The organism is Micromonospora sp. NPDC047756, from assembly GCF_055587245.1.
In genome coordinates, this window is sequence record NZ_JBVJGQ010000010.1 from 75,380 (window position 1) to 89,979 (window position 14,600).

General features: G+C 70.0%; 13 protein-coding genes. 5 read left to right on the forward strand and 8 right to left on the reverse strand.

Features of this window, described 5'->3' with window-relative positions; all coding sequences use genetic code 11:
- The 7 genes from ACZ6NZ_RS29730 to ACZ6NZ_RS29760 form a co-directional block, all read right to left on the reverse strand.
- Nucleotides 1-609, reverse strand: a complete 609-nt coding sequence (locus ACZ6NZ_RS29730) for a hypothetical protein (RefSeq protein ID WP_366611965.1) — start codon at nt 607-609, stop codon at nt 1-3.
- A 78-nt stretch (nt 610-687) separates the two neighbouring features.
- Nucleotides 688-1,086: a Fur family transcriptional regulator gene (locus ACZ6NZ_RS29735; protein WP_091409697.1), complete on the reverse strand. Its 399-nt coding sequence runs from the start codon at nt 1,084-1,086 to the stop codon at nt 688-690.
- Nucleotides 1,083-1,382 carry an ArsR/SmtB family transcription factor gene (locus ACZ6NZ_RS29740; RefSeq protein ID WP_088988100.1) on the reverse strand — a complete coding sequence of 100 codons (300 nt, stop codon included), beginning with the start codon at nt 1,380-1,382 and terminating at the stop codon, nt 1,083-1,085. The genes ACZ6NZ_RS29735 and ACZ6NZ_RS29740 overlap by 4 nt, the downstream gene beginning before the upstream one ends.
- A 43-nt stretch (nt 1,383-1,425) precedes the next feature.
- Complete coding sequence (locus ACZ6NZ_RS29745) at nt 1,426-2,292, reverse strand: metal ABC transporter permease (protein ID WP_465861192.1); 867 nt, start codon at nt 2,290-2,292, stop codon at nt 1,426-1,428.
- 3 nt (nt 2,293-2,295) lie between these two features.
- The gene (locus tag ACZ6NZ_RS29750; protein WP_465861193.1) at nt 2,296-3,057 is read right to left on the reverse strand and encodes a metal ABC transporter ATP-binding protein; all 762 of its coding nucleotides are present in this window, start codon (nt 3,055-3,057) and stop codon (nt 2,296-2,298) included.
- Nucleotides 3,054-4,001: a metal ABC transporter substrate-binding protein gene (locus tag ACZ6NZ_RS29755; RefSeq protein WP_465861194.1), complete on the reverse strand. Its 948-nt coding sequence runs from the start codon at nt 3,999-4,001 to the stop codon at nt 3,054-3,056. The genes ACZ6NZ_RS29750 and ACZ6NZ_RS29755 overlap by 4 nt, the downstream gene beginning before the upstream one ends.
- Before the next feature lie 62 nt (nt 4,002-4,063).
- Nucleotides 4,064-4,321 (reverse strand): hypothetical protein, encoded by a 258-nt coding sequence (locus ACZ6NZ_RS29760; protein ID WP_465861195.1) that lies wholly within the window; start codon nt 4,319-4,321, stop codon nt 4,064-4,066.
- 29 nt (nt 4,322-4,350) lie between these two features.
- Between ACZ6NZ_RS29760 and ACZ6NZ_RS29765 the strand changes: the two genes are divergently transcribed.
- From ACZ6NZ_RS29765 to dusB, 4 genes are all read left to right on the forward strand, one after another.
- Nucleotides 4,351-4,692, forward strand: coding sequence for an antibiotic biosynthesis monooxygenase family protein (locus ACZ6NZ_RS29765; protein ID WP_366611971.1), 342 nt, complete (start codon nt 4,351-4,353; stop codon nt 4,690-4,692).
- A gap of 24 nt (nt 4,693-4,716) precedes the next feature.
- Nucleotides 4,717-5,196 (forward strand): hypothetical protein, encoded by a 480-nt coding sequence (locus ACZ6NZ_RS29770; protein ID WP_465861196.1) that lies wholly within the window; start codon nt 4,717-4,719, stop codon nt 5,194-5,196.
- Nucleotides 5,197-5,310: 114 nt separating this feature from the next.
- Entirely contained in the window at nt 5,311-6,690 is a 1,380-nt protein-coding gene (locus ACZ6NZ_RS29775; protein WP_091409675.1) for a glycine--tRNA ligase, read from the forward strand.
- 51 nt (nt 6,691-6,741) lie between these two features.
- Nucleotides 6,742-7,914: a tRNA dihydrouridine synthase DusB gene (gene dusB, locus ACZ6NZ_RS29780; protein WP_465861197.1), complete on the forward strand. Its 1,173-nt coding sequence runs from the start codon at nt 6,742-6,744 to the stop codon at nt 7,912-7,914.
- A gap of 856 nt (nt 7,915-8,770) precedes the next feature.
- On the opposite strand, the gene ACZ6NZ_RS29785 is transcribed toward dusB, so the two are convergent.
- Entirely contained in the window at nt 8,771-9,433 is a 663-nt protein-coding gene (locus ACZ6NZ_RS29785; RefSeq protein ID WP_465861198.1) for a C39 family peptidase, read from the reverse strand.
- A 1,032-nt stretch (nt 9,434-10,465) separates the two neighbouring features.
- On the opposite strand from ACZ6NZ_RS29785, the gene ACZ6NZ_RS29790 reads away from it, so the two are divergent.
- A complete protein-coding gene (locus ACZ6NZ_RS29790) occupies nt 10,466-14,503 on the forward strand; it encodes a LamG-like jellyroll fold domain-containing protein (RefSeq protein WP_465861199.1) in 4,038 nt (1,345 codons plus the stop codon).
- The last annotated feature ends 97 nt before the right edge of the window (nt 14,504-14,600 follow it).

Consider the following 14,600-nt stretch of genomic DNA (forward strand, 5'->3'; position numbering starts at 1 on the left):
TTAGCGGCCCCGGCCGCGTAGACCGAGTTGGCGCAGCTCCAGGGCGGCCAGGGCGTCGACTGTCGCGTCGTCGCCGCGCCGCCACGCCTCGGCGACGTCCGGGCCGATCCGGCTCAGTTTGCCCAGCGGCTGGGTGGCCAGGGCGCGCAGGGCGAGCAGGTCCCGGCCGGCCGGCCCGACGGCCAGCTTCGCGGCCGACCCGGCTCGGCGCATCCACCGCAGCCGCAGCGGCAACCAACCGAGGAGCACGATGCCGAGCGGGAAGATCAGCACCGCGATGGCGAGGGCGAGGGCGAGCTGATCGACCAGGTGCTGCTGGTCGCGGCCGGCGTCGGCCAGCCCTCGGGCCGCGTCGGCGGCCTGCCGGAACGGGGCGGTCAGCTCGTCGCCGACCAGTGGCACCCGGCGGACCTTCCCGCCGGCGTCGGCGAGGTTGTCGGCGAGGCCGCTGCCCGCGCCCTCCAGCTTCTGTCCGGGTACGGCGAGCTTCTGCACCAGGTCGTGCAGCCACAGCGCGCCGCGGATCGCCGCGTACACCCAGGCGACGACGAGCAGGTCGGTGAGCAACTGACGGGCGGCGGTCGGAAACCGATCGGCATAGATCTTCACGCTGGTCAGCGTGCCACGAACGTGTCGCGCGGTGTAGCCGTGATGTGAGCCCGGATCGCGATCGACCGGGCTGGCGGATCAGCGTGGGCAGGTCGGGCAGGTGCCGAAGATCTCCAGGGTGTGGCTGACGTCGGCGTAGCCGTGCTGCGCGGCGACCCGATCGGCCCAGCTCTCCACGGCCGGTCCGGCCACCTCGACCGTACGCCCGCACACCCGGCAGACCAGGTGGTGGTGGTGCCCCTCGCTGCACCGGCGGTAGAGGTGCTCGCCGCCCGGCGGACGCATCACGTCGATCTCACCGGCGTCGGCGAGCCCCTGGAGGGTGCGGTAGACGGTGGTCAGGCCGACCCGCTCGCCGCGCTGCCGCAGCATCGCGTGCAGGTCCTGGGCGCTGTGGAAGCCCTCCATCTCGCCCAGCAGCGCGCTCACCGCCGAACGCTGCCGGGTGTTGCGCACCGCGGCGCTGCTCTCGCTCATGATCCCTCCCCGGCGTGGCTGACCGCGTCCGCCACGATGTGCGCGACGTGCTCGTCGACCAGGCTGTAGGCGATCTCCCGGCCTCGGCGGGAGCCGCGCACCACGCCCGCTCCGCGCAACACCCGCAGGTGCTGGGAGACCAGTGGTTGCGCCGCGCCGAGCTTCTCCACCAACTCGTGCACGCACCGCTCGCCGTCGGCCAGCTCGCTGACGATGGCCAGCCGAATGGGAGCGGACAGGGCGCGGAGCAGTTCGCTGGCCCCGTCGAACCCGTCGTAGCCCGTCGCGCTGGTCATCCTGCAACGGTAACCAATACCACCGACGTCGCGCCGACCAGGATCAGCTCAGCACGACCTCGTGAGGTTCCGGCGTCGGTGCGGCGGCCGGCGTCCTCCGACGGCGTACGACCCGCCAGACCGCGCCGGCCACGGCCACCACCAGGAACGAGGCGATCGCCACCAGCACCACCGAGGCGCCCGGCGCGGTGTCCGCCGTGGCCGCCACCCAGACACCCGAGCCGGCGGCGAAGAGCCCGAGCGCCATCGCGGCGGCCATCGTGCTGCGGAAGCCCCGGGTGACCTGCTGGGCGGTGGCGACCGGCACCACCATCAACGCGCTGATCAGCAGCACGCCGACGGCCCGCATGGCGATGGTCACGGTGATCGCCGTGGCGACCGCGATCAGCAGGTTCAGCGTACGGACCGGCAGGCCGGAGACCCGGGCGTACTCCTCGTCGTGGCTGACCGCGAAGAGCGCCGGCCGCAACGCGATCATCGTGACCAGGATCGCCGCGCCGAGCACCGCGATGGTGGTCAGGTCGGCCGGCGAGATGGTGGTCAGCGACCCGAACAGGTAGGCGTTGAGGTTCGCGCTGGTCGCGTCGGAGAGGCCGACCAGGAGTACGCCGCCCGCGATGCCGCCGTAGAAGAGCAGAGCCAGAGCCAGATCACCGGAGGTACGCCCACGGGCCCGGACGATCTCGATGGCGATCGCGCCGATGGTGGCGGCGATCACCGCGACCAGCACCGGCGAGCGGTTGAGCAGCAACCCCGCGCCGACGCCGGTCAGCGCCACGTGCCCCACCCCGTCGCCGATCAACGCCAGCCGGCGCTGCACCAGGTAGATGCCGAGCGCCGGCGCGGCCAGCCCGATGATCAGCGCCCCGATCAGGGCGCGCTGCATGTAGGGGTACTGGAAGAGTTCCATGGGTCAGTTGCTCCACAGCCCGGCGGGCTCGTCGTAGCAGTGCGGGTGCACGTGGTCGTGGTCGGGTTCCGCGTGGTGGCCCGCCGGGTCCGGCACCGCGCCGTCGTGGGCGATGCGACCCTCGTGGACGACGACGGCCCGGCTGATCACCGGTCGCAGCGGGCCCAGCTCGTGGGCGACGAGCAGCACCGTTCCGCCGTCGCCGACGAAGTCGCGCAGCGCGCCGGCGAAGGCCTCCTGGCTGGCCGCGTCCACCCCGGCGGTGGGCTCGTCGAGGACCAGCAGCTCCGGTTTGCCGGCCAGAGCGCGGGCGATCAGGGTGCGCTGCTGCTGGCCGCCGGAGAGCGTGGACACCGGGTCAGCGGCCCGGTCGGCGAGCCCGACCGCGCCCAGCGCGGCGTCGACGGCGGCCCGGTCGGCTCGGCCCGGCGGACGAAGCACCCCCCGACGGGCCAGCCGGCCGGAGGCCACCACCTCCCGGACGGTCGCCGGTACGCCGCCGCCGGCGCCCAGGCGTTGCGGGACGTACCCGATGCGTGCCCACTGCCGGAACCGGCGCAACGGCCGGTCGAAGAGGGTGACCGAGCCGGCGCTGATCGGCACCAGCCCGAGCACGGCGCGGATCAGGGTGGACTTGCCCGAGCCGTTGGCGCCGAGGATCGCGACCACCTCGCCGGCGGTCACGGTGAGCGAGATGTCCCCGAGCACGGGGCGGCCGTCGTAGCCGACCACCCCGTGCTCGACGGTGATGACAGGTGAGGTCACGAGCAGCTCAAGGCCGTCTGCAGGGTCCGCAGGTTGGTGCGCATCACCGAAAGGTAGTCCCCGTTGCTGCCGGCGGCGAGCCCTTCGATCGGGTCGAGCACGGCGGTCTTCGCGCCGACCTGACCGGCGATGGTCTCGGCCACCTTGGGGCTGACCAGGGTCTCGAAGAAGATCGTGGTGGCCTGGTGCTCCTTGGCCTCCTCGATCACGTGCGCGAGGCGCTGCGGCGAGGGCTCGACGTCCGGGCTCAGCCCGGTGATGCCGACCTGGTCGAGCTGGTAGCGGTCGGCGAGGTAGCCGAACGCGGCGTGGCTGGTCACGATCTCCCGCCGCTGGCAGGTCGCCAGACCGTGCTTGAACTCGCCGTCCAGTGTCGTCAGGTCGGCGCGCAGGGCAGTCGCCCGGGCGGTGTAGTCGGCGGCGTTATCCGGGTCGGCCTTGCCGAGCCGCTGGGCGAGCTGGTCACCGATGCCGGCCAGCCGGGTCGGGTCGAGCCAGACGTGCGGGTCCTTGCCGCCGCCCTCCTCGGCGTGCCCCTCCTCCTCGCCCTCGTGGTTGTGCCCGCCGGCGGACGCGTCCAACAGCGGCTGCACGCTCGTCACGTCGAACGCCCGGTCGCCGCCGTTCTGGGCCACGGCGTCGTCCACGGCCGGCTGGAATCCCTTGAGGTAGACGATCAGCTCAGCGTCGCTGACCTGACCGACCTGGCTCGGGTTGAGCTCCAGGTCGTGCGGCTCGGCGCCGGGCTTGGCCAGGTTGGTGACCCGGACCGCGTCGCCGCCGATCCGTTCGGCCAGGAACTGGAGGGGGTAGAACGCGGCCACCACGTCGACTCGCTGGGGGTCGGCGCCGGCGGAGTCACCGGTGGAGCAGCCGGCCCCGGCGCCCAGGGCGAGCAGGGCGGTCGCGGCGGCCAGGACACGGTACGGGGCGCGGTTGTTCATGTCATCAACTGTCCGTGGCAACGATAATGATTGTCAAAAACGCATGAACGCATGATTTCATTTCAGAGCAGCTTCGCGAGGCCCACCGTCACCAGCAGGGTCAACATCAGCAGTCGGATCAGCCGGGTCCGCGGCGCCTGAACCGCCCAGGTCGTCGCCAACAGGGCGATCAGGACCCCGGCGAGCGCGAGCGTGAGCAGCCCGCCGATCACCCCGGGCGTGAAGAACGCCACCAGCACCACCACCAGGGTGAGCAGGAACACCGACGTCGGGTTCGCCCCGGCCAACCGGGCGAGCAGAGGGCGCTGCGTACGCTGCATCCCACAGACTCTACGAGGAGGAACCCCCGGTGCTGGTGACCAACCGGTTCGTGGTCGACGTCGATGCCGCCGACGGCTTCACCGAACGGGCGCACGCCGCCCTCACCGCGCTGGCCGCCCGGCCCGGCTACCTTCGCGGCCAACTGGTCCGGGCGCTGGACGACCCCCGGCACTGGTCACTGGTCACCGAGTGGGAGTCGGTCGGCACCTACCGGCGGGCGCTGGGCGGCTTCGAGGTCAAGGTCAGCGCCGTGCCGCTGCTGGCCGAGTCCGTCGACGAGCCCTCCGCGTACGAGGCGCTGGCCACCGCCGCCCCCGGCGGGGCCGTGGTCGTCGCCGAGAGTGATCGGGCTGCGGGTCCTTACCGCTGAGCCGCCGGACACTACGCTGCTCCTATGACCGCACCCGCCCCGCCACCCGGTCCCGGGGTGGCTCCGCCGTTCGCCGCGCCGCCCACCGAGGGCCGCCGGACCCGGCTCTGGATCGGCCTCGGCGTCGGCGCGCTCGCCGTGGTGCTCTGCTGCGGCGGTGGTGGCACCGCCGTCGTCGGCCTGGCCGTCAGCGGAGTCCAGGCCATCCGCGAACAGGCCCGCACCGTGACCGGCGACTACTACCAGGCGCTGGTCGAGCGGAACTACGGGCGGGCGTACGACCAGCTCTGCGACGACGCGCAGCGGCGGGAGTCCCGGCCGGAGTTCGAACGGCGCGCCGCCGCCGAACCGCAGGTGACAGCGTTCCGGGTGGGCGAGGTGGACACCACCTACCTGACCGTGCCCGTCGACGTGACCCTCGACGGCGGCGAACGGGAGCGGCAACAGGTCAGCCTCGGGCAGGACGGGCAGACCGGTGGCGTGGAGGTCTGCGAGGTCAGCTGACCCGTCCCCGGTATTCTGCTGGGCTCGGGGCGACGGTGGTCGTACCGTTGTCCCGAACCGACCGTTCAGTCCACATCTCGCCCCCGCCGACCGCCAGCCGGCGTAGGAGGAAACATGCCAGCCGACCGTATCGACGCCGTCGTCAGCCTCGCCAAGCGCCGAGGCTTCGTCTTCCCCTCCAGTGAGATCTACGGAGGCACCCGATCGGCGTGGGACTACGGTCCGCTCGGCGTGGAGCTCAAGGAGAACGTCCGCCGGCAGTGGTGGAAGACGATGGTCCAGCAGCGCGACGACGTCGTCGGCCTGGACTCCGCGGTGATCCTGTCCCGCAAGGTGTGGGAGGCGTCCGGCCACATCGCCGAGTTCGTCGACCCGCTCACCGAGTGCCAGTTCTGTCACAAGCGGTTCCGGGCGGACCACCTGGAAGAGGCGTACGCCGAGAAGCACGGCAAGCCGCTCACCTCGCTGGCCGAGCTGAACTGCCCCAACTGCGGCAACAAGGGCACCTTCACCGAGCCGAAGATGTTCAACGGCCTGATGAAGACCTACCTGGGCCCGGTGGAGAGCGACGAAGGGCTGCACTACCTGCGCCCGGAGACCGCGCAGGGCATCTTCGTCAACTACAAGAACGTCGAGACGGTCGCTCGCAAGAAGCCCCCGTTCGGCATCGCGCAGACCGGCAAGTCGTTCCGCAACGAGATCACCCCGGGCAACTTCATCTTCCGGACCCGCGAGTTCGAGCAGATGGAGATGGAGTTCTTCGTCGAGCCGGGCACCGACGAGCAGTGGCACGAGTACTGGCTCCAGGAGCGCTGGAACTGGTACCTCGACCTTGGCCTCTCGGCGGACAATCTGCGCCTGTTCGAGCACCCCAAGGAGAAGCTGTCGCACTACTCGAAGCGGACCGTGGACATCGAGTACCGCTTCCAGTTCGGTGGCACCGAGTTCGCCGAGCTTGAGGGTGTCGCCAACCGCACCGACTTCGACCTCTCCACGCACAGCAAGCACTCCGGCGTCGACCTGTCGTACTTCGACCAGAGCAAGAGTGAGCGCTGGATGCCGTACGTCATCGAGCCGGCCGCGGGTCTGACCCGCGCGGTGCTCGCCTTCCTGCTGGAGGCGTACGACGAGGACGAGGCGCCCAACACCAAGGGCGGCGTGGACAAGCGCACCGTGATGCGGTTCGACCCGAGGCTCGCCCCGGTCAAGGTGGCGGTGCTGCCGCTGTCCCGCAACGAGGCCCTGTCGCCCAAGGCCAAGGACCTCGCGACCCTGCTGCGCAAGCGCTGGGTGGTGGAGTTCGACGACTCGCAGGCGATCGGGCGTCGCTACCGCCGGCAGGACGAGATCGGCACCCCGTTCTGCGTCACCGTCGACTTCGACACCCTGGACGACAACGCGGTGACGGTGCGCAACCGGGACACCATGGCCCAGGAGCGGGTCTCCCTGGACCAGGTCGAGCGCTACCTGATCGAGCGCCTCCCCGGCTGCTGACGCTGGTCACGGGGCCCTGACCGTCCGGTCGGGGCCCCGTACACTTGGGCGGTGACCGCCCCAACCCTGCCCGCGCTGCGCCCGTTGACCCTCGGCCCCCACCAGGTGTGGCCGCCGGTCGTGCTCGCGCCGATGGCGGGGATCACCAACGTCGGGTTCCGTCGGCTCTGTCGCGAGCAGGGCGGCGGCATCTACGTCTGCGAGATGATCACCACTCGGGCGCTCGTCGAGCGCAACCCGAAGACGCTGCGCATGATCGCGTTCGGCGACGACGAGAAGCCCCGCAGTCTCCAGCTCTACGGCACCGATCCGGAGATCACCGCCGCCGCCGTGCGGATCGTCGTCGAGCGCAACCTGGCCGATCACATCGACCTCAACTTCGGCTGCCCCGTTCCGAAGGTCACCCGGCGCGGCGGCGGCGCGGCGCTGCCGTGGCGGCGGCGGCTCTTCGCGAGACTGGTGCGGGCCGCGGTGGCCGCCGCGGCACCGTCCGGCGTGCCGGTCACTGTCAAAATGCGCAAGGGCATCGACGACGACCACCTGACGTACGTCGAGGCTGGGCTCGCCGCCCAGGAGGCCGGCGTGGCAGCGGTGGCCCTGCACGGGCGCACTGCCTCGCAGCGCTACTCGGGCACCGCCGACTGGGACGCGATCGCCACCCTGAAGCAGGCACTCGATGTGCCGGTTCTCGGCAACGGCGACATCTGGGAGGCCGACGACGCGCTGCGCATGGTGGCCCACACCGGTGTCGACGGCGTGGTCATCGGGCGCGGCTGCCTGGGCCGACCGTGGCTCTTCGCCGACCTGGAGGCCGCCTTCAACGGTCGGCCGGAGCGCCGGCTGCCCACCCTCGGCGAGGTGGCCGTGACCATGCGCCGGCACGCCGAGCTGCTGGTCGACCAGTTCACGGCCGGCGCCCGCAATCCGGCCCGCGGTGAACGGGACGGCTGCACCGACTTCCGCAAGCACGTTGCCTGGTACCTCAAGGGCTTCCCGGTCGGGGGCGAGCTGCGGCGCTCGCTGGCGATGATCGAAAGCCTGGCCCAGCTCGACGACCTGCTCGGCAAGCTCGACCCGGCGGAGCCGTTCCCGATGACCGCCCTCGGGCAGCCGCGCGGGCGCACCAACTCGCCCGGCAAGGTCTTCCTGCCAGAGGGCTGGCTGGCCAGCCGGGACGACGACACCGTCCCCGAGGGCGCCGAGATGGACGACTCGGGCGGCTGAGTCCTCGACCCTACGTGGGGTCGTCGCCGTCGGAGCTTCTTCGCAGGGTGCCGGTCCTGTGTCGGCCTAGCTCCGGTCCTGTGTCGGCCTAGCTCCGGTCCTGTGTCGGCCTAGCTCCGGCCTAGTGTCGGCCCAGCTCCGGCCCAGTGTCGGCCCAGCTCCGGCCTAGTGTCGGCCCAGCTCCGGCCCAGCTCCGGCCGGGAGCAGGGGGCGGACGTAGGGGTGCGGCACGCTATCGAGCTGATGTCGTAAACGAGTCATGACCTGGGGGCTCGGCCGTGCGCCCTTCGCGGTGCCACTGACTCGCACCGCCCGGCGGTTGCTACCACGCCATTGCTGCTCTGTGGTGGCCACCATCGTGTTGCCGTCACCGTGTTGCTCTGTGGTGGCCACCATCGTGTTGCCGTCACCGTGTTGCTCTGTGGTGGCCACCATCGTGTTGCCGTCACCGTATTGCCCTGTGGTTGCCGTGGCGAGTTGCCCTGCAGGTGCCGCACCGGGTTGCCCTGTAGTCGCATTGCGACGTTCCTTCACCGCTGCCGTGGCGACGCTGATTCATTTACGACATCAGCTCCAAAGGACCCGTGACGCAACCAAGGGACCCCCGCCGGGTACTCGGCGCCGAGATCCGCGCAATATCAGGGATGTTGGTGTCTCCGTGCGTGTCGGAGGCAGCAGTATCGGGGATGTTGTGAGGATCTTGGGCGCGGGGCGCGGGGCGCGGGGCGCGGGGCGCGGGGCGCGGGGCGCGGGGCGCGGGGCGCGGGGCGCGGGGCGCGGGGCGCGGGGCGCGGACCTGGGCATGCGGAAGGGCCGAACCCTTGGTGGGGTCCGGCCCTTCGGCGGTGGGTGGTGCTCAGCTGGTGGCGTAACCGCGGGTGGCGATCCAGTCCGCGAGGTGCTCGATGGTGACCTCGTACGAGGCGGTGTTCGGGTCGGCGGAGTCGGCGATCTTGACGATGTTGCCGTTGTCGCGGTAGCCGACGACGCTGATGTAGTGCCCACCCTCGAAGGAGTGGATACCACCGTCGGTGTCGGTGGTGGTGCCGGCGATGTTGGCAACCACGGCCCGGCCGTCGTCGACCGTCTTGACGACGTCGGCGCGCAGCTTGTCGGTCTGCTTCTCGTCGGCCTTGGGCGTGCTGATCTCGACGGAGCGGTAGGCGTCCTTCTTGCCGGTCTCCTTGTTCAGCACCGGGGTGATGTCGTTGATGGAGTTGGTGCCGGCCTCGGTGGTGCCCATCTCCTTGGCCATGGCGTCCACGCTGATGTCCTTGCCCTGGACGGACAGGGCGTTGCGGGCGGCGGCGGGGCCGCAGTAGTAGAAGTTCGGCTGCGCCTCGTAGCGGACGCCGAGCTGACGCTCACCGTGACCCTTGCGGTCGGTCTGCGCCTGCGACGCCGGCTTGCCGGTGCTCGGGGCGGCGAACGCGGTGGTGACGGGTCCGGCGATGGCGCCACCGGTGAAGGCGAGGCCGGCGGCGGTCAGGGCGGTCTTACGGATCAGATCGGTACGCATGATGGCGTGCTCCTCTGCCTTGGGGGAAACCCACACCACACCCGGGGGTAGTTGGTGATGCGGGGAAAGTTCGTCTGCCCGGCGACCCAGCTACGGGTCGGCGTCGGGACGTGGTGTAACCGTTCGCGGTGGCAGGTCATTCCGCCTACCCGCGAGGGGGTCAGCCGTCGTGGTGCTCGGCCGTTCGGGGGTGTAACCCGGGCGGCCCGCCGGGTGTTCCCGGTGGCTGCCGTTGCCTGGTCGATCGGGGGTGTAACCGGGGCGGGCTGCCAGGTGTTCCCGGCGGCTGTTCCGTCAGGCCCCGGCTCGGAGTTGAAACGGGCTGCTGCGGTGGTCTGCCAGGTATAACGACCCGGCCTGGCCCACGATTCCGCCGCCAGAGTGGCCCCAACCACCCGGCATCAAGCATCAAACCGGACAAACGGCGGTCCTCGTCAAGTGGGCGACACGGACCCGCCGAGCGAGCTGAGGTAATCAACTCAGGGTCCTGAAAGTACGCGTGCCAAGGGGCGTCCCGACGGCATGGCCAGGGGGCATCGCCCATCAGGGGGCATCGCGGGTGCGCCAACGTGAATTGGTCGGCCATGTCGGCCCGTGTCATCGCTGGCCGGGTCGGGCCAGCACGGGGGCAGGGTGCCGTGTGGGCGGGTCGGTCTCGGGCAGCCAGCCGTGACGGAGCCCTTCCTGATGTGCGAATTGGTCCCATTGGTGCGGGCGACAGCGGATTGCGCCACGCGACGTGGGGCGCGACCAATTTGCGTATCCGACACTGTTCCGCTGCCGGAACACGTTTCGCCGCGTCACGCGCCAGGCCGTCGGAAACGGTCGAATTCGAGCGATTCTTACTGTGGGCGCTTACTGCGGAGCGCCAGCCGCCGAGCCTTGACCATCGCCGCCAACCGGCCAAAATGGTCGATCTACTCTGGATTCGGCCTTAATATGTGTTGCCGAAACTGCGTATGGTTAAACACAGTGGATCTATGTATTGTCTGCCGCAAGACTTCTTGGGCTGCTCTACGGGGGTGTGCGGCTGTGGTTCTACTTCGTCATGCCGGGCTGGCAAATATTACGGCCGGCGCACTTTTGGCGGGCGCGATAGCGGTTGTCGGGACGAGCGGTCAGGCCGCCGCTGCCCCCGAATCGGACCGTTGTTCCGCAGCCGCCACCGGTGATGCGGTGATGGCGCCGTCCGAGGATGCGGCGATCTCGCTCGCGCGTACCTGCGACACGGCGGTCGAAGTGCTGGCGGCAGCCTCGGAGACCACGAGGGTCTTCGCGCAACCCTCCGGTGAGCTGACCCTGGAGTCATGGGCCGAGCCGCAGTGGGCGAAGGTGGGTGGTCGTTGGCGGGGGATCGATACGACGCTGGTGGTCGGCGGCGACGGTCGCGTCCGTCCGGTCGCCTCCACGGCCGACGTGGTCTTCTCCCAGGGCGGGCAAGGCCCGTTCGCCTCCATGACCGGCGCTGGCGCGGACTTCTCGCTCGGGTGGCCGAGCGCGCTGCCGCAGGGCGTCATCAAGGGTGACGCGATCACCTATCCGAACGTCTATCCGGACGTCGACCTGGTGGTACGGGCCGAACGCGGCGGTTTCTCGCACCTGCTGGTGGTCAAGAGCGCTGTGGCGGCGAAGAACCCGGCAGTCCGGGAGACGCGGTTCGTTCTCGGCGGATCGGCCGACGTGGCGGTGACCGACAATCGCGTCACCATCTCCGGTCCGGGTGGGTTGTTCGCGGCTGCCCCGCCGGCGATGGCATGGGACTCGACGCCGGCGACTGGTGAGCCCTCCGCCGGGAAACGGGGTGCCGGGACCCTCGACCGCAGCGGGGAACGCGCCGTGACCCGTTCCAGTGTCAACGGTCCGTCCGACGCCGCTGCTGTGGCTCGGGTCGACGTCCGTGTCGACGAAGGATCACTCACGGTGGCCGTGGACCCGGCGGTGCTGAGCGGCAGCCAGTTTCCGGTCTTCATCGACCCGAGCTATGACATGAAGTGGGCCAGGTGGGCCCCCGTGAACGATTCCAACGCAGGCACCCAGTGGACCTCTGGTAGTTCCTGGCCGCGCGAGGTGGCCCGCGTCGGCTCAAATTGGGACAACCATGGGGACATCTGGCGGTCGCATTTCTACTTCGACATCTCGGCGATGTCGGGCCGGCGCCTCGTGAACACGACGAGTGTCGACGCGTACCTGGTGCACACGGGCAACTGTAATGAGTCCCTGGGCATCTGGCAGACGAATTCATTGGCCAGCAACACACCCAGCTGGAATGGCATGGCCGGTACGTGGCTGCACGGCGGGCCGCTGCAGACAAAGACCGTCGGGGCCAACTGCGGTCAGTCGGCCAATTGGCAGAGTTTCAACGGAGGAAACGTCGGCTACCACGTCCAGCGGCACGCGAATGCGGGCGCTGCCTCGATAACCTTCGGCCTCAGGATGGTTAACGAGAGTGGTGGACACTGGGCGAAGTTCGATCCGGCCAACGTCAGATTGAAGGCGACGTACCAGTCCCGGCCCTCCTCTCCGGTGGCGATCCGCACCTCGCCCGGAGGCAACTGCAGCACGTCGTCACCGGGGCCATGGGTCAACGTCCCCACTCCGACTCTCTACGGCAAGGCCAACGACGGCGACGGCTCGGTGAAGGTGCAGTTCGACATCAACGGTCCGACCAACCCCCCTGATCACACCTCGGCATGGACCACCTCCGGCGTCGAGCGTGGCTGGACCGCCCCCGCTCTTGTCGACGGTGCTTACAACTGGCGGGTACAGGGTTATGACGACGTGGCCGGCGAGGGCACCGGCTGGACGGGGTACTGCTACTTCCGGGTCGACCACACCGCCCCCACCACGCCCGTGGTCACCCGCGTCTCGGGCACCCCGGTCGCAGGCGCGCCCGTGACACTCAGCTTCACCGCCGCTGACGCCATGTCCGGCGTCAAGCAGTTCGCCTACGGCATCGGCACCGACGCGATGCAGGCCTTCCAGGCGTCCAGCGGCACGACGACCGTCACCTTCACTCCGGAGGTCGGCCGGACTGTCGTCTATGTCTGGGCGCAGGACAATGCCGGCAACTACTCGGCGCGGACCGCGTTCAACTTCTTTACCGGCCGGATCACCCAGGCCCAGCCGCAGGCCACCTGGAGGCTCGATGGGGACGGATTCGACGACTCGGGACAGGGACGCGATCTGACCCTCGGCAGTGGGGTCAGCTATGGCGCCGATCGCAAAGGCGTGCCGGGTGCCGCGCTCGCCATGAACGGTGCGGGTTGCGCGAAGAGCGCGCCCACGGTTCGCACCGACGCGGAGTACACCGTCTCCGGTTGGGTGAACCTGGCCGACAAGTCTTCCCTGCGTACCGTTTTCGCTCAGGTCGGTACGGCGCGGCCCTCGTTCTACCTGCTCTACCACCACGTACAGGATCGTTGGGAGTTGGTCGTGACCGGCGGCGACTTCGACGGGTCGCCCTTCGTCAGCGTCTTCGCGCCGACGTCGACGCCGCTGGGGCAGTGGCAGCATGTGGCGGCCACCGTCGACCCGGTGGCGCGGATCATGCGGCTGTACGTGAATGGGCAGTTCGCGTCCGAGGGTGAGATTCCGTTCACGCCGTGGAACGCGACGAGCCAATTCCTTGTCGGTTGCTTCGGGAGCGCGAATTCGGAGTTGTACCACCTGATCGGCGGGATCGACCACGTCGGCGTCTGGCAGGGCCTGCTCTCCGACGAACAGATCGCCCGCGCCGCCACCGAACTGCCCGCCGGCCTGGTCGGCGACTGGCAACTGCGCGGTAGTGGTGCCGAAAGCACAGGCCGATCCTCCGACGCGGTGGTGCCGGAGGACGTGCCGTGGGTCGAGGACCAGCACGGCCGGGTCGCGTCCGCACTCCAACTGAACGGCCGGCAACAGTGCGCGACGACGAGCGGGCCCGCGGTGCGAACCGACGAGTCATTCACGATCGCGACGTGGGTCAAGGTGGACGACAAGGGCCTGGGCAACCAGACGGTCATCGGTCAGGACGGCGAACGTCAGAGCGGCTGGTATCTCGGCACGCGGGTGTTGGACGGCACCCACCACTGGGGCTTCCTGATGTTCGACGTCGATGCTGACGATTCCTCGGCGCCGTGGGCGAGATCCCCCGCCGGCATGGCCGCCGACGTGGGTAGGTGGACCCATCTGACTGGCGTCTACGACGCCACAGCCCAGCGGATCAGTCTGTATGTCAACGGTGTCCTGGCCTCGTCGGCCCCCAGGCTGGCGACACCCTGGCAGGCCAACGGGCCGGTCACCATCGGCTGTGCGAGGTACACGGGTATTCCGGTGGACCACGTCGTGGGGTCGGTCAGTGGCGTGCAGGCCTGGCAGGGAGCCCTCACCGCCGCCCAGGTGGCCGCCGCGCACGGAGGCAACCCGGGGGTGAAGCTGGAGGGTCTGTGGCCGCTGGACGGCCCGGCCAGCGACACGCCGACCTACCTGACCGACACGTCCGGCAACGGCCGCGACCTGACCATCACCGGCCCGTACGCCTGGGCCCGCGATCGGGGCTTCGGTCGCGACGGGGCCCTGGGCCTGGAGTTGGCCGAGAACTCCTGCGCGGAGGCTCCGGGTCCGCTCGTGCGTACCGACGCCTCGTTCACCCTGACCGCGTGGGTGCTGCTCGAAAAGGCCACCGGGCACCACACGGTGATGTCGCAGATATCCAGTGGTAATACCCCCTTCTATCTCGGCTACCACCCGGGCGTCAATCGCTGGCACTTCGGAATGCCGGACTCGCCCGCGAGGGATGCCGTCTGGCGCAACTCGGAGTCGCAGCAGCCACCGGCGCTCGGCAAGTGGACGCACCTCGCCGGTGTCTACGACCTCGGCGCCGGCAAGGTCCGCCTGTACGTCGACGGCGTCGCGCAGGGTGAGGTCGACGGCCCGGTCACTCCCTGGATGGCCCCCGGCCCCACCCTGATCGGCTGCGTTGGGGAGACCAGCGGGAGCCGGCACTCGCGGCTCGGTGGTGTCGTCGACGACGTACGGATCTGGACCTCCACGCTCGCCCCGGAACGGATCGCCGACCTCGCCGCCGGCTGATCGCGCGAGTGCGGCCGGAGATCCGCCCTTCGGGCGGGACGCGGCGGGCGTGATGGACCACGCCCGCCGCTCCGAGTGGGGCTGACGGACCTGCTGC